This is a genomic window from Bacillus sp. FSL R9-9834 (assembly GCF_038006905.1).
In the GTDB taxonomy this organism is placed as follows: domain Bacteria; phylum Bacillota; class Bacilli; order Bacillales; family Bacillaceae_G; genus Bacillus_A; species Bacillus_A pacificus.
In genome coordinates, this window is the sequence record NZ_JBBOWD010000001.1 from 4,450,959 (window position 1) to 4,471,133 (window position 20,175).

Annotated in this window: 23 protein-coding genes; 7 read left to right on the top strand and 16 right to left on the bottom strand. The window is 36.9% G+C overall.

The features are described 5' to 3' along the window. Nucleotides 1–44 precede the first annotated feature (44 nt). Nucleotides 45–836, bottom strand: coding sequence for an SDR family oxidoreductase (locus MKY00_RS23295; protein WP_016718658.1), 792 nt, complete (start codon nt 834–836; stop codon nt 45–47). A gap of 147 nt (nt 837–983) precedes the next feature. On the opposite strand from MKY00_RS23295, the gene MKY00_RS23300 reads away from it, so the two are divergent. Beyond that, complete coding sequence (locus MKY00_RS23300) at nt 984–1,442, top strand: universal stress protein (protein WP_001066673.1); 459 nt, start codon at nt 984–986, stop codon at nt 1,440–1,442. A gap of 56 nt (nt 1,443–1,498) precedes the next feature. On the opposite strand, the gene MKY00_RS23305 is transcribed toward MKY00_RS23300, so the two are convergent. Continuing rightward, complete coding sequence (locus tag MKY00_RS23305; protein ID WP_016718659.1) at nt 1,499–2,170, bottom strand: hypothetical protein; 672 nt, start codon at nt 2,168–2,170, stop codon at nt 1,499–1,501. 82 nt (nt 2,171–2,252) lie between these two features. After that, on the bottom strand, nt 2,253–2,948 hold the full coding sequence (locus MKY00_RS23310; RefSeq protein ID WP_016718660.1) for a hypothetical protein: 696 nt from the start codon (nt 2,946–2,948) through the stop codon (nt 2,253–2,255). Nucleotides 2,949–3,043: 95 nt separating this feature from the next. Between MKY00_RS23310 and MKY00_RS23315 the strand changes: the two genes are divergently transcribed. Further along, on the top strand, nt 3,044–3,223 hold the full coding sequence (locus tag MKY00_RS23315; protein WP_000342760.1) for a hypothetical protein: 180 nt from the start codon (nt 3,044–3,046) through the stop codon (nt 3,221–3,223). A gap of 73 nt (nt 3,224–3,296) precedes the next feature. Here the strand turns inward: MKY00_RS23315 and argH are convergent, their stop codons facing one another. Further along, the gene (gene argH / locus MKY00_RS23320) at nt 3,297–4,685 is read right to left on the bottom strand and encodes an argininosuccinate lyase (protein WP_016718661.1); all 1,389 of its coding nucleotides are present in this window, start codon (nt 4,683–4,685) and stop codon (nt 3,297–3,299) included. Beyond that, on the bottom strand, nt 4,682–5,887 hold the full coding sequence (locus MKY00_RS23325) for an argininosuccinate synthase (RefSeq protein WP_000412314.1): 1,206 nt from the start codon (nt 5,885–5,887) through the stop codon (nt 4,682–4,684). Before MKY00_RS23325 ends, argH begins: the two co-directional genes overlap by 4 nt. Nucleotides 5,888–6,053: 166 nt before the next feature. Between MKY00_RS23325 and MKY00_RS23330 the strand changes: the two genes are divergently transcribed. Beyond that, nucleotides 6,054–6,371 (top strand): hypothetical protein, encoded by a 318-nt coding sequence (locus MKY00_RS23330; protein WP_000417212.1) that lies wholly within the window; start codon nt 6,054–6,056, stop codon nt 6,369–6,371. A gap of 28 nt (nt 6,372–6,399) precedes the next feature. Here the strand turns inward: MKY00_RS23330 and MKY00_RS23335 are convergent, their stop codons facing one another. Continuing rightward, nucleotides 6,400–6,594 (bottom strand): hypothetical protein, encoded by a 195-nt coding sequence (locus MKY00_RS23335; RefSeq protein WP_000910278.1) that lies wholly within the window; start codon nt 6,592–6,594, stop codon nt 6,400–6,402. 844 nt (nt 6,595–7,438) lie between these two features. Between MKY00_RS23335 and MKY00_RS23340 the strand changes: the two genes are divergently transcribed. Further along, complete coding sequence (locus tag MKY00_RS23340) at nt 7,439–8,101, top strand: YitT family protein (protein ID WP_001244531.1); 663 nt, start codon at nt 7,439–7,441, stop codon at nt 8,099–8,101. Nucleotides 8,102–8,132: 31 nt separating this feature from the next. Here MKY00_RS23340 and MKY00_RS23345 read toward each other — a convergent pair whose 3' ends face one another. Further along, on the bottom strand, nt 8,133–8,966 hold the full coding sequence (locus tag MKY00_RS23345) for an EcsC family protein (protein ID WP_001256870.1): 834 nt from the start codon (nt 8,964–8,966) through the stop codon (nt 8,133–8,135). 136 nt (nt 8,967–9,102) lie between these two features. Here MKY00_RS23345 and MKY00_RS23350 point away from each other — a divergent pair, with 136 nt between their 5' ends. Both MKY00_RS23350 and MKY00_RS23355 read left to right on the top strand, forming a co-directional pair. Then, nucleotides 9,103–9,738, top strand: a complete 636-nt coding sequence (locus MKY00_RS23350; protein ID WP_016718662.1) for a DUF1796 family putative cysteine peptidase — start codon at nt 9,103–9,105, stop codon at nt 9,736–9,738. Nucleotides 9,739–9,961: 223 nt separating this feature from the next. Continuing rightward, on the top strand, nt 9,962–10,396 hold the full coding sequence (locus MKY00_RS23355) for an NUDIX hydrolase (RefSeq protein WP_016718663.1): 435 nt from the start codon (nt 9,962–9,964) through the stop codon (nt 10,394–10,396). Between the two features lie 26 nt (nt 10,397–10,422). Here MKY00_RS23355 and ackA read toward each other — a convergent pair whose 3' ends face one another. From ackA to MKY00_RS23380, 5 genes are all read right to left on the bottom strand, one after another. Continuing rightward, the gene (gene ackA / locus MKY00_RS23360; RefSeq protein ID WP_000034576.1) at nt 10,423–11,616 is read right to left on the bottom strand and encodes an acetate kinase; all 1,194 of its coding nucleotides are present in this window, start codon (nt 11,614–11,616) and stop codon (nt 10,423–10,425) included. Between the two features lie 299 nt (nt 11,617–11,915). Next, entirely contained in the window at nt 11,916–12,902 is a 987-nt protein-coding gene (locus tag MKY00_RS23365; RefSeq protein WP_016718664.1) for a class I SAM-dependent methyltransferase, read from the bottom strand. A gap of 197 nt (nt 12,903–13,099) precedes the next feature. Then, complete coding sequence (gene tpx / locus MKY00_RS23370) at nt 13,100–13,600, bottom strand: thiol peroxidase (RefSeq protein WP_000024530.1); 501 nt, start codon at nt 13,598–13,600, stop codon at nt 13,100–13,102. A 134-nt stretch (nt 13,601–13,734) separates the two neighbouring features. Beyond that, entirely contained in the window at nt 13,735–14,130 is a 396-nt protein-coding gene (gene ytfJ / locus MKY00_RS23375) for a GerW family sporulation protein (RefSeq protein ID WP_000350002.1), read from the bottom strand. 13 nt (nt 14,131–14,143) lie between these two features. Further along, a complete protein-coding gene (locus MKY00_RS23380) occupies nt 14,144–14,782 on the bottom strand; it encodes a DUF2953 domain-containing protein (protein ID WP_014893477.1) in 639 nt (212 codons plus the stop codon). 205 nt (nt 14,783–14,987) lie between these two features. Here MKY00_RS23380 and MKY00_RS23385 point away from each other — a divergent pair, with 205 nt between their 5' ends. Then, entirely contained in the window at nt 14,988–15,791 is an 804-nt protein-coding gene (locus tag MKY00_RS23385) for an NAD kinase (RefSeq protein ID WP_341035278.1), read from the top strand. A 173-nt stretch (nt 15,792–15,964) separates the two neighbouring features. Here MKY00_RS23385 and MKY00_RS23390 read toward each other — a convergent pair whose 3' ends face one another. The 4 genes from MKY00_RS23390 to MKY00_RS23405 form a co-directional block, all read right to left on the bottom strand. Continuing rightward, nucleotides 15,965–17,533, bottom strand: coding sequence for an amidohydrolase (locus MKY00_RS23390; protein ID WP_016718665.1), 1,569 nt, complete (start codon nt 17,531–17,533; stop codon nt 15,965–15,967). 69 nt (nt 17,534–17,602) lie between these two features. Next, the gene (locus MKY00_RS23395) at nt 17,603–18,034 is read right to left on the bottom strand and encodes a VOC family protein (protein ID WP_016718666.1); all 432 of its coding nucleotides are present in this window, start codon (nt 18,032–18,034) and stop codon (nt 17,603–17,605) included. A 103-nt stretch (nt 18,035–18,137) separates the two neighbouring features. Next, nucleotides 18,138–19,724 (bottom strand): acyl-CoA synthetase MbcS, encoded by a 1,587-nt coding sequence (mbcS, locus tag MKY00_RS23400; protein ID WP_016718667.1) that lies wholly within the window; start codon nt 19,722–19,724, stop codon nt 18,138–18,140. 217 nt (nt 19,725–19,941) lie between these two features. Beyond that, a complete protein-coding gene (locus MKY00_RS23405) occupies nt 19,942–20,139 on the bottom strand; it encodes an alpha/beta-type small acid-soluble spore protein (RefSeq protein ID WP_000091639.1) in 198 nt (65 codons plus the stop codon). Between the last annotated feature and the right edge of the window lie 36 nt (nt 20,140–20,175).

Genomic DNA, 20,175 nt, shown 5'->3' on the forward strand with positions numbered 1-20,175 from the left:
CAGGATAAACTGTCCAATCATTCGAAACTTCACTTTATTTTTCTCTATCGATGTCTATGAATAACATCTACTGCACCAGTCACTTCAATAATTGTACCGGTAATCATATCGGAATCGTCCTCACATAAAAACGAAATCGTTCTTGCGATATCTTCGCCTGTTCCAGATCTACCAATTGGTGTGTTACGTTCTTTCAACTGACGTGCTTCTTGAATTGTCGCTTCTTTCATATCACCAATAATATCACCAGGACATACCATATTTGCAGTAATTCCATATTCTGCTTCTTCGTAAGCAACTGTTTTCGTTAATGAAACAAGTCCTACTTTCGCTGCGGCAAAAGCTGAACGATAAATCCATCCCGGTGCGCTATCTGCCCCTTGGAATCCGTAATTAATAATACGGCCAAAGTTCTGTTTTCTCATAACTGGAACGACAAGTTTCAACAAATGAAATACCGCTGTTAAATTACCCTGAATCATTTCATTCCATTCATCTTCTTCATAATCGACTAACTTTTTTCGTTCAAATACATATGGACCAGCATTATTAATTAAGAAATCAATTTTGCCAAAACGGCTTATCGCTTCTTCTACTATTTTATGTAAATCTTCCTTTTTCGTGACATCCGCTTGCACGAATTGTAGACGCTCTTCCATATTTTTATATGTTTCTTTCATCTTTTCCATAGCCGTGATATCGCTATGATATGTTACTGTTACTGAATAGCCTTTAGCCAATAATTTTTCTGTTACTTGCTTTCCTAAACCTTTCGTACCGGCTGTAATGAGCGCGTGTCTCACAAAACGGCCCCCTTTTAAATTGCTATAGTTCATATGTAACAAGTTCTCGCGCCAATTACAACTAAAATGAATCAAAACAGAGTTTTCGAAATTCTGTAACGTTTCCGACAAGCACATTACCAAAATTTGTTTTATAATAAAGTTGTAAACGGTAATAAAAATGATTGGGAGGAATTTACTATGAATAATACATATACAAATATTTTAATCGCGGTGGATGGTTCTAAAGAAGCAGAAAAAGCCTTTAAAAAAGCAATTCAAGTCGCAAAACGCAACAATGCAACATTAACTATTGCTCATATCGTTGATGTAAAAGCATACTCAGCAGTAGAAGCTTATAGCCGTGCAATTGCTGAACGTGCAAATCTATTTGCAGAAGACTTATTAGAAGACTACAAAAAAACTGCGCTTGAAGCTGGCCTTGAAAAAATTGAAACTGTATTAGAATTTGGTAATCCTAAATCAAAAATTTCAAAAGAAATTGCTCCAAATCATAAAGTAGATTTAATTATGTGTGGTGCAACTGGTTTAAATGCTGTTGAGCGTTTCCTAATTGGTAGCGTCTCTGAACATATTATTCGCTATGCGAAATGCGATGTCCTTGTTGTTCGTGGTGATGAGGAGCAAGGTGAGCTTTAATTTATAAAAATAAATAGGGTAGATAAGAGGCTTCCTCTTATCTACCCTATTTTCATTTACACTTTAAGAATTCTGTAATCTGGATTATGCTGTTCCCAGCCTCCTTGTGTATTTACACTCGTATCGCCATCACCATCTACCCATATTGTTCTCCCGTCAGGTAAAACTCTTTCATGGGGTGTTACATGATGAGTATTCGGGTTTTCCTCCGCTGCATATTCTACATCCATTGCTTCTGGAGCTGATGCTTGTGCTACACTATCGCCTTCTACTCCGTCGGCGATTCCATCCACACCATCAATTATATCAATAACTCCAACTGAGAAGACGCCTACAGCTGCAACCTTCGCTAATTCTTTTCCTGCTTCTATCGCTTTATCAGTATCTCCCTCCCGTATCGCTTGCACCGTTTCAACTCCCTTTTCTGAAACATGTACAATACCTTTCCCAATTGTCGTTGCCGTATCTTGAACCGTTCCCAGTATTTCTTTGTATCCTCGCTTCGCTTGCTGTTTATCATCTGTAATGAGACCGCCTATAGCATCATACGTCCCATCAGCAAGATTCCCAACGATTTCTCCAGTTTTAACCGTAGCTTTATTAACCCCTTTTCCAACATCCTTTATGAAATTACTGTTCGTAACTTCGCCTACTACTTCTATCGCACCGCCCACTACTTCAGCTGCAGCTTTAGACACTGCTCCAGTTACTGATTTTATTAAACCCATACCGCATCCCCTTTTTTAAATAAATCATTATATAATATTATTACAATTATAATTATATAGCTGTAGTCTATATAACTACAACTTATTTCACATACTTCACTATAAATACAAGACAAACTAGCACACTAATAGCTACTGCCAACACATAAGGCGGAAGAAACTTCAAAGACCACAATGCCATCATAATCGTAGCTACTGTTAAATAAGATTGCCTTGCATCTTCTGTCATTTTTTTACGAAGGCAGAATACATACAAATAACCAATTGGCGGCGTAATAAAGCAAAGAACATATATGATTTTAGATTTCAAATACCATTTTTGTTCCCCTAGTTTCTTTATATCTTCTTCTATTCTCTTATGCTCTTGTTCTCTCGCTTCTTCTACAAGCGGATCTTCCTCTTCTCCTCGCTTTTCTTTCATATAAGGAAGAAAGTGCATGAAAAAATAGTATGCAAATACGAACGCTCCAAAGCCAATATTTAATCTTTCTAATGGAACATGCTCACTAAAAAAGACAGCAGTAAGCGCTAAGGATAAACAGTACGTCATCATCCAAAATGAACGTTTTCTCTTTTTTCGTTCTATCTCTTTTTTATCATGTACATGTTTTCTTTTCGAAAGCCATATCGAAATACAGCAATCTACTACAAATAGAATACAGATAAATATCCCAACGTGTACTGTCTCTACATCCTCAAATGAAAAGATATTTGGGAATGCACTGTGTAATACAATTAATGTGTACAAAATTAAACCTATAAAATAAATACGTCTCATTTTCCATCCCTTTCTTATTTCCTAACATTAGGTTAACATACATTTTTTAGAAATAGACGGACAAAATATATATGTTTAAAAAAGGAGGATGCTATATGGATGATTCTGAACGTATTATTTTAGATGTGAATGGAAAAGAAATCGAAATGTTAGATACGATTCGTACTCATTTTAAAGAGAAACATGGTGTGGAACTAAGTAACGGTGCATTGCTTAGAGATTTGATGGATATTGAGTATATTCGAATTACGGAAGATCGGCATAAGTATGATTAATTTTAGGCTATAAAAATTACAAAAGAAGGTACACTTCCCTCTACTAAGGTTAGCGTACCTTCTTTCTTATCAATCAACTTCCCACAAACTCTCCAACTAACCCCTTCGCCTTCTCCAAAGCCTTTTCAATTTGTTCAAACCCAGTCCCGCCAGCACTGTTACGGCGCTTTACAGCCGCATACGGTGACAGCACTTCATACAAATCTTCTTCAAATAACGAGCTCATTTCTTTATACGTTGCAAGTGGTACATCTACTAAATAAATTCCTTTTTGTGTGCAGTGCAGCACTAGCTTTCCAACAATTTCATGAGCTTGACGGAACGGTAGTCCTTTGTTTGCTAAGTAGTCGGCAATTTCTGTTGCGTTAGAGAAATCTTGCGTTACAGCTTGCCCCATTTTTTCTTTGTTTACAGTCATTGTCTCTAGCATGCCTGCCATAATATGAAGGCATCCTTCTACTGTTTTTACTGTATCAAACATTCCTTCTTTATCTTCTTGCAAGTCTTTATTGTAAGCGAGCGGTAATCCTTTCATTACTGTAAGTAAACTAAATAAATTACCGTATACTCTGCCTGTTTTACCACGGATTAGTTCCGCCATATCTGGATTTTTCTTTTGCGGCATAATGCTGCTTCCCGTTGCGTATTGATCGCTCATTTCAATAAATTGAAACTCTTGGCTACTCCATAAAATAAGTTCTTCGCAAAAGCGTGATAAGTGCATCATAAGCATAGAGGAGTTACTTAGGAACTCCAGTATGAAATCACGATCGCTTACTGCGTCTAAACTATTTTCATACATTCCATTAAATCCAAGAAGCTCCGCACTATATTCTCGGTCAATTGGGAATGTCGTTCCTGCTAACGCTCCTGCTCCTAATGGGGAAATGTTAATACGCTTTAATGAATCTTCATAACGATTCACATCACGCTCTAACATCCAAAAATAAGCGAGAATATGATGCGCAAATGAAATTGGCTGGGCACGCTGCAAGTGCGTATAACCAGGCATAATTGTTTCAATATTATTTTCTGCTTGATGAACAAGAACAGTTTGCAATTGTTTTGTAGCTTTTATAATATGTTCTACTTTTTCTTTTAAATATAAATGCATATCTGTCGCTACTTGATCGTTACGACTTCGGCCAGTATGAAGTTTCCCGCCTACTTCACCGATTTTTTCAATTAACATCTTTTCGATATTTAAATGAATGTCTTCCGCTTCAACGGAAAAATGCAATTTATTTTGTTTCGCTTCTTCTAATAAATATTGAAGACCTATCTTTATTTTCTCTGCTTCTTCTTTCGTAACGATGCCTTGCTTTGCTAGCATCGTTACGTGTGCAATACTTCCGTTTATATCTTGATTTACTAATTGTTGATCGAAGGAGATGGATGCTCCGAACTCTTCAACCCACGCTTCCGCTTCTTCTGTAAAACGTCCGCCCCAAAGTTTGCTCACGCTTCCACCTTCTTTTGATTCACTTGGCTGTATACTTTCGTCGGTAAACCGAATAATGAAATGAATCCAACTGCTGCATCATGATTAAATTCATCCTGAGCAGTATACGTTGCTAATTTTTCATCGTATAAAGAGTACTCAGATTTACGTCCTTCTACAATCGCATGGCCTTTAAATAATTTCACACGCACCATGCCTGTTACATTCTTTTGCGTTTCTTGTAAGAAAGCATTCAGCGCTTGTTTTAAAGGCGAGAACCATAAACCGTTATAAATAAGTTCTGTTATTTTCTGCTCAATCATCGGTTTAAAGTGAGCTACTTCTTTTACGAGTGTTAAATCTTCCAGTTCCTTGTGCGCCGTAATTAATGTCATCGCTGCTGGGCATTCGTATACTTCACGCGATTTAATACCAACAAGGCGATTTTCTACGTGATCGATACGTCCAACACCATGTTTTCCAGCAAGTGCATTTAACGTTTTAATAAGTTCTGAAAGTGGGTATGCAGTACCATTTAAAGTCGTCGGTACGCCTGCTTCAAAGCCGATTTCTACAAACTCTGGTTTATTCGGTGTATCTTCTAATGCTAATGTCATCTCATATGCATCTTCTGGCGGCGCTGCCCATGGATCTTCTAAAATGCCACATTCATTGCTACGTCCCCATAAATTTTGATCGATTGAAAACGGGCTATCTAAATTAATCGGAATTGGTACATCGTTTTCTTTTGCATAGGCAATTTCTTCTTCACGTGACCATTTCCATTCACGTACAGGCGCAATCACTTCTAAGTAAGGATTTAACGCTTGAATAGAAACTTCAAAACGAACTTGATCATTCCCTTTCCCTGTACATCCGTGTGCCACTGCAGTCGCACCTTCTTGTTCTGCAATTTCCACTAATTTCTTCGCGATAAGTGGGCGTGATAACGCTGAAACGAGAGGGTATTTCCCTTCGTATAACGTGTGCGCTTGCATCGCCATCAATGCATATTCATTTGCAAATTCTTCTTGAACATCAATCATATATGATTTAATTGCACCTACTGAAAGTGCCTTTTCTTTTACAAATGCTAAGTCTTTACCTTCCCCTAAGTCTAAACAAAGCGCGATAATATCATAATTCTTCTCTTGTAACCATTTAATTGCAACGGAAGTATCAAGACCTCCGGAATATGCTAATACAACTTTTTTCTTCTCCATTTTGCATCCCCCTAAAGAATAAATATTCATTTTACTTTATAATAATTCACACTTTAACACCTTTTACAAAATGTATCAAGAGTCATTTTCAAATTTTTTCAAACAATTTCGTCGAACTTCTTTCTGTTTTTTTGTACAATATAAGCAGGAAAACGGGGGTGAACTTATGGAAAAGTATTTCTTATACGATGAACATCTCGGAATTGAAATTCCGCATTTACAAGAAGACTGGGAAGATATCCCCGAAAAAATGCAACATGCGATTTTATTAAAATGGGAACAAGTTCGCGGAAAGATTCCTGATCGTATAAAAGAACTCGAACATTATATTAATGCAAAACAGCATCATTTAAATAACGAAGAAGACTTCGAAATTTCTTGCAAACTGAATTCAGAAATTGCCGATCTCGCTTCCATCATTAATGACCTTTGGCTTTGGTATCGACTCACTCAAAATGTATCTGAGGGGAAAGCACACCAATAAAAAAAGCATGCCCCTCAATTACTTTGGGTCATGCTTTTTTGTCGTAACACGATTTACAATATATTTCTTGTGCTGTTTTTGCCAAACACACATCAAATGGACCAACTAATATACTTCTTTCTTTCGGCAACTTTACAAAAGCAACAAGCTCTTCTTCATATTGAATCTTTTTCTGACATGAAACGCATATTAACTCTTTTCTTTTAAACATGTCTTTTAGCATATTCTCACTCTCCTCTTCATCTATCTATATTAATATACTCTCATAATAGCTAAAACTTGTAAAAAAATGACACATTCCAAAGTGAACGATTCATATACTATGTACAAAAGGAGGCCTTACACTTATGCGCGCTTTCGTTATTATCGCTTTAACTTTTTTAAGTGTGATTAGCTGGGATGCGTTTTTTAAAGATAAAAAGGATACAACTGAATAAAACCCATTTTTCTTACTTATTGGACAACCCGTTAAAAACTGTCCAATTCTGCGAAATAACTTAGGCTTTTCTACAAAAATATTTAAACATAACAATTTTTGTAGATTTCCTCCGGTTATTGTCGGTTTCCATCCGCATACATTTTTTGAAAGTATGATATAATAATATAAATCTTGAAGGAAGGGATTTTGATATCATGATCGCTCGAAGGAGCATGTGGCATCGTATTGACGAATCATACACGTAGCGTATTTTCCAGCTCAGATACTTTAGTCTAGCGAAAAAAATACGAGAGTGGGGAAATTATGATTGCCCGAAGGATAATTTGGCAAAAAAAAGACTCTTCTTACACATAGCGTTTTGTTTAGGGCTTAATTGTTACTAGCTAAACAAAACAAAGAAGAGCAGGATTGCTAAATGAAGAATCCTACTCCACGTTTTGTTTAGTCGTTTTAAGACTTAAACTAAAACGAAAGTAGGGAGAATTGATGGACGAGAGGATTATTCGTTATTTCTTCAGCGACATATAGCGTAGTTAGTTTTTTCGTAAACTAACTGAAGCTACATGTGAGCTCGTAGTTAGTTTACAACACAAAAAAGGACTACTAACTACGGAAAGAAGGAATAACGATGAGGAACATCCAAAGTCGACAAATTATTAAAGAAGTTTTTATGGTTTTAATCGGTTCATTTATTTTAGCAGCAGCGCTATATCACATTCACTTCCAAAACCACTTAACAGAAGGTGGCTTTGTAGGTATCGCACTATTCATCCAAAATTTTTATGATATTTCACCATCTATTTCAACTGTAATGATGGATATCCCAATTATTCTACTATGCGCTTCATTGTTAGGTAGAAAAATGGTTGGCTATTCATTCTTAGGTTCAATTTCATTCGGAGTATTTTATTCTCTTATGGAAAATTATTCTCCATTTACGGTCGATTTATCAAACAATTTATTTATAGCTGCAGTAGTTGGCGGTGCGTTAGCTGGTATTGGACTCGGTTTTATATTGCGATTTGGCGGTGCAACCGGTGGAGACGATATTTTAACAATTGTATTAAGTAAAAAAACACGTTTTACAATTGGGCAAATTTTCTTCGTCTTTGACGCGATTGTTCTTGCGCTTTCATTATATTATTTAAATTGGACAGAAATTGCTTTTACTATTCTTTCGATTGCCGTACAGGCAAAAACATTGGATTTAATTTATTATCCAAAAACAGAAAAAGCAGAAGAAAAGCAGCCAGTATCTATTCCAATGTCCAAAAAGCATGCAACAAATTAAAAAAGCGAAAGGCTTCGGCCTCTCGCTTTTTTTATGCTCTTTTTTCCTTCTCGACTATGTGGCGCACTTGATAAAATCTATTTGCAAATTCAGTAACGTTTCTTGTTAAACGATAATTCACTGTAGACCCGATTGCCATTCCAATTACCGGAATACCTTGGAATAATTTACGACGAAGAGCATAAATCGAAAATGTTTTCAAAATTTGTTTTAAAATAATTTCAGTCGAAGCTGGTTGTAACACCGCTTCATCTCCTTCGTAGAAGAAGGAATCTTCTTGTTCTAGCTCTTGCAGTAAATTGTACCATGCGTATTGCTGAAGTCTTCCTGGTAGTAATGACGCATGAAATACTTTTAACGCAAGCATCATTTCATACGGCTTGTTCACATCATGCCCAAATGACGTTGCAATAAGTTGGACAGCCTTCACATTTAACGCAATCATAACCGGAAAATCAGCTGTTAATAATAATAAACCTCCAGCACCCGTTGCTCCGCCTTGTACGAATGAATATAGGCGATGGCGTGCTGTTTGCTGCTCTGCTATGTATGTTAATTGGTCAATAGATAATGCTTTTAAATCCTCTAGTTGCTCAATCGATTCATCAAATAATCTCGATGTTCCTAAAATACGATTACGCGCATCTAACTGTGATTGTGAACTTTGAATCAATGCATGCAAATGAAAGAGCCATCCATCTGCTTTCGTAAAGAAATCTTTTCGTTTTTTCTCAGGTAGTTTCGCAATTGTAGTATGTACCCATTTATCAAACAGTTTTTGAAAATCAGTCGCTTCTTGCTCAACTAATTGCGATTCCCATTCTTTTATATTGTCTAAAATGGCTTGTTCTCGCTTCGATCGCATCGTAACAACCACCTCGTTCGATTTTTTTCTATTGTAACATATTTCTGCTTATTCTTTGCAAATATGCTTGTCTATCTTTATTCACATACCATTTTTAGTGACATAAAATATTAACAAAAAGGATGAGATAAATCACATGAATCTATCCGATATAAAAAAAGAATATCATGCAGTATTCAGTTTAGGACAAAACTGCTGGCCTGCTTGGGCATTATATCAATTCAAATTATCACCATTTTTTGGCGTTATTGATTTTATGCTAAGCCCATCATTAGAAAAAGTGAATATATTATTACAAAATCGATTTGACCGTTTTTTACAGTTAGAAAACTTATCCTTCATCTCATTTTGGGATGATGGTGCGAAATTAAGACTCCGTGACACCCTATATGAAATCGACTCCTGCCACGACTTTAAAACAGATGTAAACACACCAACTTCTTGGCCTTCTTATACAGAAATCAAACTAAATTATGAGCATCGTATTACTCGTTTTCTAAATACAATTGAAACGGCACAATCCATATTGTTTATTCGAACTGGAGGAACATACGAAGAAGCACGTTCCTTAGAACATATTTTATCTCAAATCGTTACACATACATTCTCTGTCCTATTACTCATTCCTGAAGATGTACCAACTGTTACGGAAGAAGATTGGGGATTGCAAAATATTTGCGTTATAAAATGTCCTATTATGGATGTATTTCAGTACAATGAAGCATTTTGGAATGACTTATTTAATGGCATCGTAATTCGACCACATTCTTAAATACACGACACTTTTATTACGCAATACATTATAATCATCCTTATACAAAATAAAGTGAAACTTTAATCAGTGGGGGTTTTGTTCATCCCCCACTGATTATCAGCCCTCACCAATCGGACTTTTACGGACAGTTGATCCCCCACCTAACTTCTTTGCTTCCGCTGAATTTTGAGGTGGGGGTCTTACTGCCCGTTAAAGCGGGATAAATAAGGAGTGATTGTATATGTATCCACGTGCAAAAGCTTTCGGTCTTGCTATACATGACAGTCGCCTTCTTGTACAAGAATATCATACAGGCGATGAAACATATTACCGGCCTCTTGGCGGTTCAATTGAACTTGGTGAAAAATCAGCACATACCGTTATTCGTGAATTTCAAGAAGAGCTTCATACAGAAGTGGAAATCACCGATTATTTAGGTTGCTTAGAAAATATCTTTCATCTTGATGGAGAAATTGCTCATGAAATCATTCAACTATATTCTTTACGCTTATTAGACACATCACTATATGGAATGGAAAAAGTGAAGATACAAGATGAGCAAACAGTGTCATATGCGAAATGGATTCCCATTACAGCATTCATTCAGGAGAAAAAAGCACTATATCCAGATGGAATTTTAAACTATATTCAAAGGAAAAAAGACGAAATCCTATAGGATCTCGTCTTTTTTCTTTTCATATATTAACCAATGTTTCCAAGACGTAGTACGTCACGAGCGATCATAACTTCTTCGTCAGTTGGAATTACAATAATTTTTACTGGAGAATGTGGGAAGTTGATGAATGCTTCCTCACCGAATACGTTATTGCGTTTTGCATCGAAGTATACGCCCATGTATTCAAGGCCTTCTAATACGCGTTCACGAATAATCGCACTGTTTTCACCTACACCAGCTGTGAAGATGATTGCGTCTACACCTTTCATACGAGCAGTGTAAGAACCGATGTATTTGTGGATACGGCTTACGAATACATCAAGTGCTACTTTCGCACGGTGATCGCCTTCTTCTTCTTTCGCAATGATGTCACGTAGGTCACTAGAGTAACCAGTAAGACCTAACATACCACTCTTCTTGTTCAATACGTTAACTACTTCTTCTACTGTTTGGCCTGTTTTTTCCATGATGTATGGAATTAACGCAGGGTCAATGTTACCAGAACGTGTACCCATTGTTACACCAGCAAGTGGAGTGAAGCCCATAGAAGTATCGATAGATTTACCGCCTTCTACTGCTGCGATACTTGCACCGTTACCTAAGTGACAAGAAAGTAAGCTTAAGCTTTCAAGTGGACGACCTAATAGCTCAGCTGCACGCTCAGTTACATATTTATGAGAAGTTCCGTGGAAACCGTATTTACGGATACCGAATTTTTCATAGTACTCATATGGTAAGCTGTATAGGAATGCAGATTCCGGCATTGTTTGGTGGAATGCTGTATCGAATACTGCTACTGCTGGTACGTTTGGTAATACTTCTTGGAATGCTTTAATACCAACAACGTTTGCTGGGTTGTGAAGTGGTGCTAAATCGCTTAATTCTTCGATATCAGCTAATACTTCATCAGTAATTAGAACAGAGTCAGCAAATTTTTCGCCGCCGTGAACAACACGGTGACCGATACCGCCAATCTCGTCTAGAGATTTAACGATTCCGTTTTCAGTTAATTTTTTAAGAAGCATATTAACTGCTACTGCGTGATCTGGAATGTTTGTAATTTCTTTTTGTTTTTCGCCATCTACAGTAATAGTGAAGATACTATCTTCTAAACCGATACGTTCTACTAAACCTTTTGTTAATACTGTTTCACTTGGCATTTCAAATAATTGGAATTTTAAGGAAGAGCTTCCTGCGTTAATCGCGATGATTTTTGACATCTAGTCTTTCGCCCCTTTTTCTCTTGGTAGTTGTGTGGATGTTTCCACAAACCGCTCGATTTTATCTGATCAAATTTACTAAATATGAAAACGTTTCATCATTAGCAAATTTTATACTCACGATTTTAATTTAAACATCGTACGACATATATTTCAAGTGAAAAAATTGTAACACCAAGAAAAAAAATATATTACAGATTTCAAAAAAATTCAGTTAAATCTTGTATATATTTAAAAATATGACATATCATATAAAACTGTACTACATGAATTACTAACCCTGTTACATATACCTGGCCTTATTTATGCGTTGCAAACCAAGTATTTAATTGGTCCATAATGTCCTCCATCGCCTTCATGTTGGAGAATTTAGGTAACTCCACTAATAACGCCTGTTTTGGCATCGTTACACTAGGGCCTTTCTTTTGGAGAACAAATATACTTTTTGCATTTTTCTCGTTTTTAAACATGGAAACAGGTAGCTGTAATAACCCCTGAATAAAGCATGTTTCTTTAATAAATGCATGCAATTTTGGTGCTTGATCACTTTCAAAAATGAAGTTCGGTACTAGGAAGAATAAGTATCCGCCTTCTTTCGTATGCTTCACACTTTGTTCAATAAATAGGTGGTGGGCATATGACATTCCTTCATCTGCTTTTAACTTATATTCACTTGCACCGATTTCATTTGGATAGTAACCAACCGGTAAGTCTGAAACGACTGCATCAACTGGATCGATATAAAGCGGTGCTAGTCCATCTTGATGGAAGAATTCGATTGCATGCTTTTGTAAATTCGCATTTACTAAAGCAAGTTTAATTAGCACTTCGTCCACTTCTACACCAAATCCACTCATCGTAATGTTTTCTTGAGCACTATTGAAAACTGTCGTCATCAAGTTACCCGTTCCAATTGCAGGGTCTAACACAGTAATTTCATTTTGACCCTTCATAAATTTATGGAATAAGTAGCTCATGAACATACCAACTGCATCAGGCGTCATTTCGTGATTCGCTTGTACGCCTTCTTTCATTCCTTTTAAGATGGCTAACTGAAATGCTTTACGAATTTCTTCACCTTTATATGTTTCTTCATTAAACGTACTATATTCACGATCCAGCCTTTCAATTGCTGATTCTGATAATTCCTCTTGTAAAATCGCTCCTTCAAACAAGTTATCCCCTGTTTCTACAAGCGCCTCTAAATATGTTACATCTAATTCTTTACGTAAAACTACCGCAGAAGAATCAAAAATAGAAAATAAAGTTTCTACTGTCTGACTCACGTACATTCCTCCTTCTCTCTTTTACACATAACTTATATCATACCATAATCTGATTTTTTCCCAAAAGAAAAAGCGACCTCTTTTTAAGAGCTCCCTTTTTAGTGATGTATGATGTAACGTCTTCTCTCGTATATCGATTCCATATAGCAATATATGAGAGAAGACGACCTCTTACAAAGAGGTCATCTTCGTTCACATTATTTTGCAGCTTTTGCTGCTTCTAATGCTGCTTCATAGTTTGGATGGCTTGTACCTTCGCTTACGTATTCTACGTAAACTACTTTGTCGTTGCTATCTACTACGAATACCGCACGAGCAAGTAAACGAAGCTCTTTCATTACTAAGCCGTAAGCTTCACCGAATGAAAGGTCACGGTGGTCAGAAAGTGTAACAACATTTTCTAAACCGTTTGCTGCACACCAGCGTTTTTGAGCAAATGGTAAGTCAACGCTAATTGTTAATACTTTCGCGTTTTCAATACCTGCTGCATCTTGGTTAAAACGACGTGTTTGTGCATCACACACACCTGTGTCGATTGAAGGTACAACACTAATTAATTTCACTTCACCTTTGTATGTTTCTAAACTTACTGGAGATAAGTCATTTGCTAACACTTGGAAGTTTGGCGCTTGATCGCCAACTTTAACTTCTGTTCCAACTAAAGTCATTGGGTTACCTTTAAAAGTTACGTTTGCCACTTGAAAATCCTCCCTTATTTAAACAAAATATGTACAATGTAAATGATAGTTTGTCCCTATCGATAATGCAAATAAAATCGCTTTATTTACAAAAAAATTAAAGAAGCTAATCCATTGATTAGCTTCTTTATTCGTTAAATTTGAAATTCCGGATCGTCTTCTTTTCGTTTATCCATCATTTCTTTCACTTTATCAACAGCTTGTGGCGCTAATTCAATTATTTTATCGATGACGTGTGTTTGCTTATCTAAATGTAACACTTTTACGCCTTCTCCATTTATAACGAGAAAAGCAACAGGATTAATAGAAACTCCTCCACCACTTCCCCCGCCAAATGGATGACGGCCTGAATGTTCTATTTTACCAAATTCACTTCCACCTGCAGCAAATCCGAAGCTAACTTTTGAAACGGTAAGAATTACACTTCCATCTGCCGCTTTAATTGGATCGCCTACAATTGTATTTACATCAGTCATTTGTTTTAAATGCTGCATTGCAGTTGTCATTAAACCTTGAATTGGATGGTCCATTCTATATCCCCCCTTATGCTTGAACAGAGTTTTCAGTCGTACCAGATCTTTGTTTTCTCATAAACGCGATTAATTTAATACCTGTTTTTATAGCACGGAATATACGAAAGGATGCTGTTAATTCACATCTTGACGCAAACCCTTTCCCTTGAAAAACAGGAGTAATTTCAAATTCTGGTACGTCGACAATATGCATATATTGTCCTACAACTCCAGCAGCCATTCCTTTTGTCCCCCATGCATATCCGGTAACAATTCCAGTACTAGCTGCATCACCTGCACCAATTTGCGTGTGCCATCTCCAACCATTGATTTTCACTCGTTTGAGAAAATCTTTAACGATAGTATGAACTTCTTGAAGCTTTTTTATCAGTTCCCCGATGCTATCAAGTTGTGCCATAATTTTATTATCGAGCCCGCCATCCTCTTCAGCTTTTTCGATTTTTTGCCCTGTTTTCTTCTGTTGCTTCTCAATTCTTTCCAACACATCAAATGTATAGCGAATCATCCATATTTTCACTTGAAACAAACATTGCTTTTCCATTTCTGAATATAAAAATGTCACTTTAAGCTTTATTTTCGACAATAGTATAAGCAAAATAAAAAGGAGAAGAATTATTATTCCAATTACGAACCACTTCATACGTATCATCCTTTCACTCCGTACCCATTATCGACAACTTTATTCATCATTAAACAGAGTTTCATAAGATTGAATATAAAAATTTTTCTAAAAATAAAAAGGTATTTTGACAATTTATATCGAAATATATTATTTGAACATATCATCAGGGAACGGACTCTAATGATATGTAGCACGAAGCATAGAAAATTTAACTGCAGTGGAGGGATACATAATGGCAGATCGTCGCAATTTATTTTTCTTTTATGGTGATGACAAAGCAAAGCTCGTTGAAAAAATGAAACCAATCTATCGTATTTTAGAAGAGAATGGATTTACCATATTAGATCATCCAAAAAATGCAAACGCTATCGTCAGTGTTGGAGATGATGCAACTTTCTTACAAGCCGTTCGTAAAACTGGTTTTAGGGAAGATTGTTTATACGCAGGGATTTCTACGAAAGATGAAATTTCATTCTACTGCGATTTCCATATTGATCACGTTGATATAGCCCTTCAAGAAATTACAAAAAATGAAATTGAAGTGCGAAAATATCCAACAATTGAGGTAGATGTGGATGGCAGCACATCCTTCCATTGTTTAAATGAGTTCTCATTACGTTCTAGCATTATTAAAACGTTCGTTGTAGACGTTCACGTTGATAATTTATATTTCGAAACATTTAGAGGTGACGGTTTAGTTGTTTCTACCCCAACAGGAAGTACAGCTTATAATAAATCGTTACGTGGTGCAGTTGTTGACCCGCTTATCCCTTGCTTCCAAGCAAGTGAATTAGCATCTTTAAATAACAACACATACCGCACGCTCGGTTCACCGTTCATTTTAAATCACGAACGTACATTAACTTTAAAACTAAGACCAGACGGTAACGATTATCCTGTTATCGGTATGGATAATGAAGCGCTTAGCATTAAACAAGTGGAAAAAGCTGTTGTACGCTTAAGCGATAAACAAATTAAAACAGTTAAATTAAAAAACAACTCTTTCTGGGAAAAAGTACAGAGAACGTTTTTATAGTATTAAAATAACCGTAGAATTATGGTGGCCCATAATTCTACGGTTATTTATTTACCTCGATTGGCGCGAACAACAACTTCTCGCTATCCGGCCGTTATTCTTGTCAGTTTTTGTCGGTAAGTCGATATATTTCGAGTTACCGTCGATATATTCCGATAATCGCTCATATATTTTTACGCATCTTTTCTATAGACGACTTTGCCATCTATTACGGTCATCTCTGCTTGTACTTCTTTTATTTCTTCTGCCTCTATTTCAAAAATATTGCGGTCTAATATCGTAAAGTCCGCTTCATATCCTTTTGTAATTTGCCCTCGCTTCTCTTCTTTTCCAATTGCATAGGCACTTCCTGTTGTAAATAAAGAGACAGCCTCATATGCCGTTAACCTTTCCTCTGGCATATAGCACACATCGTCAATAAAACTTCTACGTGTAACAGCGCTATATATGCCTAGAAACGGATTCACTTGCTCAATCGGAGCATCCGAGCCCCCGTTACAGTGTAATCCCGCTTCCAGTAACGTCTTCCAAGCGTACGCATAACGAAGACGATGCTCGCCTAGTTTTTCAATGACTGATGGAAAATCCGATGAAACAAAGACTGGCTGTATATCAATAATGGCTTGTAATTTTTTCATTCTTTCAATCAACTCTTCACGAGCTAACTGACAATGAATAATGCGGTCACGTAATCCTTCTGCTGGCGGATATAATTCAAGTGCATCAATGACATATTCAAGCGATAAGTCGCCGATAGTATGAATCGCAACTGGCATATGTAAATCTCGTGCTTTCTTCACTAATTCCGCAAGTTCTTCACGTGAGAAAATCGCAACCCCATTCGTTTCCTTCGCATCTTCATACGGTTCACTTAATAATGCTGTTCTTCCGCCAAAAGAACCGTCAGAAAAAATTTTCATTGCCCCAAATTCAATATAATGCTCATTTTCATATTCCTTTCGTTCCTGTGCTACTTCATGATGAACGAGTAAATGTGCTTTAAATGGCATTTCCTTTATAACATGAGAAAACGCATTGTGCGTTTTTCTAAAACCACCGTAATAATTCAAATCTTCCGTATGCCCACCAACGAGACCATATTGCCAGCAATCTTTAATCGCTGTTTGCAGAGCTCTTTGTAAATAGGCTTCATCAATTTCAGGCTGCACATGTTTAATTAACTCTTGTCCTTGTTCATATAAAAGCCCTGTTAACATATTTGATGAATCACGGCCAATTTTTCCGCCTTTTGGATCTTCTGTCGCTTCTGTTATATTCGCTTCTTGCAGTATGTATGAATTCACCCATGTAACGTGACGACAAACTCGCTTTAATAAAATCGGATGGTCTTTCGAAATTTCATCTAAATCACGCGCGTGAACATCTTTCGTATCTGTAAAGTTATTCTCATTCCATCCTTCTCCAATAATCCAAGAACCTTTTGGGGCTTCTTCTACGCGCTTCTGAACGTGAGTAAGCACTTCGCTATACGATGTGCAATTTGATAAATCTAGACGAAGTAATCTCTCCCCGTGACCAATAAGATGCATATGGCTATCAACGAGACCTGGAATCATTGTTTTGCCTTTTAAATCGTGCAATGTAACCGCAGCATATCGGCTTTCTAACTCTTCTTTACTTCCAACATCAACGATCATACCCTTTTCAACGTAAACAGCGTCCACTTTTTCATTTTCTTCTCTCATCGTGTAAATGGTGCCGCCGTACCAAATTTCTCCCATATATCCCATCTCCTTTGTTTTATTGTATAAAAAAAAGCACCATTTCAAAACATGGTGCTTTTCTAAACATTACTTTTGTTCAGTAGTAGACGTTGTAATTTGCCATTCAATATTAAATTTATCTTTTACTTGTCCGTATGCTGGGCTCCAGAATGTTTCTTGAAGTGGCATAATAACTTCGCCACCCTCTTGTAACTTATTGAATACTTCTTTCGCTTTTTCCGCGTTACTAATTTGAATTGCAATTGTTACTTGAGATCCAATTGCATGCCCTTGACCTGGGAATGTATCAGAAATCATAAGATCCGTATTACCAACTTTTAAAGTAGCGTGTAAAACGCGTTCTTTCGCTTCAGCTGGAACCGGGTATTCTGGATTTTCAGGCATATCACCAAACGTTTGCATGACTTCTACTTTTGCATCTAACGCCTCTTTATAAAACTGTACAGCTTCTTGCCCACTACCATCTAAAACTAAGTACGGATTAATACCTAAAATCATACGGACACCTCTTCTTTTTAATTTACAAAACCGAACTTACGTTCGTTTTTATAATATCATATGCTTAATACTTCATTCAACTATTTTTTCACTATTTTCAAAATTATTTTGACGGAATCTCCATCTCTTGTTTTCTAAGTTCAATACGGCGAATTTTTCCGGAAATCGTTTTTGGTAGTTCGTCTACAAATTCAATTTTGCGAGGGTATTTATATGGTGCAGTAAGTTCTTTGACGTGTTGTTGAAGTATTGGAATTAATGTTTCTTCGCTCTTTTCTATATTCTCTCTTAATACGATAAATGCCTTCACGACACTTCCGCGAATTTCATCAGGACTTGCGACAACTGCACATTCTCTTACGTAAGGATGCTTTACGAGCGCATCTTCTACTTCAAACGGCCCGATTGTATAACCAGAGCTAATAATAATATCATCACCGCGCCCTTCAAACCAGAAATAGCCTTCTTCATCTTTCTTCGCTTTATCACCAGTAATATAATAATCACCGCGGAATTGCATCGCTGTACGCTCATCGTCTTTGTAATATTGTTTAAAGAGGGCTGGCGTTTCAATGTGAACTGCAATATCACCAACCTCGCCTACTTTAACCGGAATACCTTCCTCATTTACGATATCAACGTGGTTGCCTGGCGTTGGTTTTCCCATTGATCCTGGTCTAATATCCATCCCTTTCATTACACCAACAAGCAATGTATTTTCCGTTTGCCCATAGCCATCTCTCACTGTAATATGAAAGTGCTTTTGGAACGTTTCAATGACTTCTCTATTTAACGGCTCACCTGCGGATACAGCGCTATGTAACGCTTCTAAATTGTACTCGCTTAAATTTTCTACCTTTGCCATTAATCTATACTCAGTCGGCGTACAACAAAGCACATTCACCTTATTATCGTCTAATAAATTTAAATACGTTTTCGGTTCAAACTTACCGTGGTATACAAATCCTGTTGCCCCTGAGCCTAGAGTTGCTAAAAACGGGCTCCAAATCCACTTTTGCCAGCCTGGACTAGCCGTCGCCCATACAACATCATTCTCTTCAATTCCGAGCCAATTTGGAGCGCTCGTACGTAAATGAGCGTATGCCCACGCATGCGTATGCACAACACCTTTTGGATTTCCTGTCGTTCCTGACGTGTAAGATAAAAAGACCATATCTTCTTTATCTGTCTTCGCCATTTCTAACATATCACTCTCTTTTTCTAACGCTGTTTTTAAGTTAATCCATCCATCTACTGACTGCTCGCTCAGAACGAATTTTTGAAGAGAATCCATCGCTTCTATATCATCAAACTGTCCAATATAGGGCTCATAACTTACGATTGCTTTTACTTCCCCGTGTCCAATGCGGTATTCGATATCCTTTTTACGTAACATTTCTGAACTCGGAATTACGACAAATCCTGCTTTAATCGCAGCGATATACGTCATGTATGCTTCAATTAAGCGAGGCATCATAATGAGGAGCTTGTCCCCTTTTTGCAGACCACTCTTTATAAAAGCGTTTCCAATTTTATTTGCACCTTTCATTAACTCAGCGTATGTAACTTCTCGTCGATTCCCTTTATCATCTTGCCAAATTAAAGCAAGCTTCTCTTTATCACCTGTATATTTCTCTATTTCAGAAACTAAATTATAAGACGGCGGTGCCAACAATTCTTCTCTCTTCATAAACATCCTCCTTTTTCTTTATGCCTCCCTTATATAATAAAGAATTTTCTGTAAATTTTGAACCCTCTTCTTTTGACAAATTTTTCAGTTCTGTCGAATTGGTAAATGAAATTATATCGAGAGTTTTTCAAATACATCGACTTACCGACAAATGGCGACACAACATAAAAAAGAAAGAGCGGGAGAACCCGCTCTTTCTAAGCCATCTTATATGAGATTATTTTTGGAAACCGCCTAATTGTTGCTCAGCTAGTGAAACTAGACGTTTAGTGATTTCACCACCAACAGAACCGTTAGCGCGAGCTGTTGCATCAGCTCCAAGTTGAACACCAAACTCTTGAGCGATTTCGTATTTCATTTGGTCTAATGCTGATTCAGCACCAGGAACCGCTAATTTATTTGTGCTACGTGACATGTTATATCACCTCCTTGTGAGTATAGAGTGTGATAA